Below are 1316 nucleotides of genomic sequence, written 5' to 3'. Positions count from 1 at the left end.
CCTGCAAGTAAATACAGACCAATAAAGTATAAACGTCCAAATAAAGCTTCAGCGACATTACCAAAAATATATAAAGCCCACATGTTGAGCATAAGGTGAATAATACCAAAGTGAAAAAACATGCTGGTAAATAGACGTTCTGGCTGCCCGGAAAAAGTAAGTGGTGTAAAATCTGCACCCCAGTGAAGTGCATCTTTTATAGCTGGGTCACTAATGTCCACTCCAGATATAATTTGCCAGATGAACAAACCTACATTAATCGAGATCAGTAGGGCGGTCAGCCACCAAGCTTGTACATTGAGTTTACGATTAATGTGCGGAGGCTGATATTGAGTCATGCTATGCTTTTGTTATATATGAACATGCTTTACAGCTTAACATGAAAAAAGTTGAATACAGGAGATCAGGACGAACATGAAAGCCTTTATTGTTCGCGTGTTGTTAATTTTTATTGGGGCAATTCTCCTTATTCAGCTTTGGATCTTTTCAAGTTTGGTTTGGTGGCGTACACATGAAGTTGATACCACCATGTTTATGCGAATTGATTATTGGTCAGATCCATCTGAGCCGATCATTCATGAATGGCTTGACTATGATGATATTAGTGACAATTTCAAACATGCAATTTTAGCAGGGGAGGACGCAAAATTTATTCATCATCATGGTTTTGACTGGGATGGTATTCGTTTTGCGCTAGAGCGTAACAATGAGCAAGGAGAGGTTGTTGCTGGTGGTTCTACCGTATCTCAACAACTTGCAAAAAACTTGTTCTTATATAATAAACGTTCATTTATTCGTAAAGGCCAAGAAACTGTAGCGACATGGATGATGGAGCGCATGTGGTCGAAACGTCGAATTCTTGAGGTGTATATGAACTCTGTTGAATTTGGCAAAAATTTGTATGGCGTTGAAGCAGCGGCCCAATATTATTATGGCAAAAGTGCCAAAAGCTTAACTCGCGAACAAGCTGCTTTTTTAGCCGCGTTATTGCCTGATCCGAAATATTATCAAGATCATCGCAACGATCGTAAACTACAATATAGAAAACGCGTTATTTTACGTTATATGAATAGCACCCAGATTCCTGAATAACACTGTCTTAAAGATGTGTTATTTTTTTAGTTTTTATCAAATTGACATAATTTTGCAGCATACTATTTTGCAGAGATTTTGGTTGGAAAGAGATTAGGTTAGACATGAATACAGCGATTACAGCAACGACCCCAACAGAATATAGTTATAATGACCGTTATATTAATCGTGAATTGTCTATTCTTGACTTTCATTTGCGCGTATTGGAACAGGCCGTCGACCCT

The 1316-nt window shown here is 38.1% G+C and carries 3 protein-coding genes; 2 read left to right on the top strand and 1 reads right to left on the bottom strand.

All coding sequences use genetic code 11. The features are described from left to right. The coding region (locus tag VXQ92_RS18465; protein ID WP_416682787.1) for a rhomboid family intramembrane serine protease at positions 1-338 on the bottom strand (338 nt) is incomplete at its 3' end. A gap of 76 nt (positions 339-414) precedes the next feature. On the opposite strand from VXQ92_RS18465, the gene mtgA reads away from it, so the two are divergent. Both mtgA and VXQ92_RS18455 read left to right on the top strand, forming a co-directional pair. Beyond that, on the top strand, positions 415-1092 hold the full coding sequence (mtgA, locus tag VXQ92_RS18460) for a monofunctional biosynthetic peptidoglycan transglycosylase (protein ID WP_000642933.1): 678 nt from the start codon (positions 415-417) through the stop codon (positions 1090-1092). 104 nt (positions 1093-1196) lie between these two features. Further along, the coding region (locus tag VXQ92_RS18455; protein WP_416682788.1) for a hypothetical protein at positions 1197-1316 on the top strand (120 nt) is incomplete at its 3' end.

This window comes from Acinetobacter sp. 228, assembly GCF_048147885.1.
The sequence above is the reverse complement of the archived record's forward strand: the minus strand, read 5'-3'. Positions and strand labels throughout refer to the sequence as shown.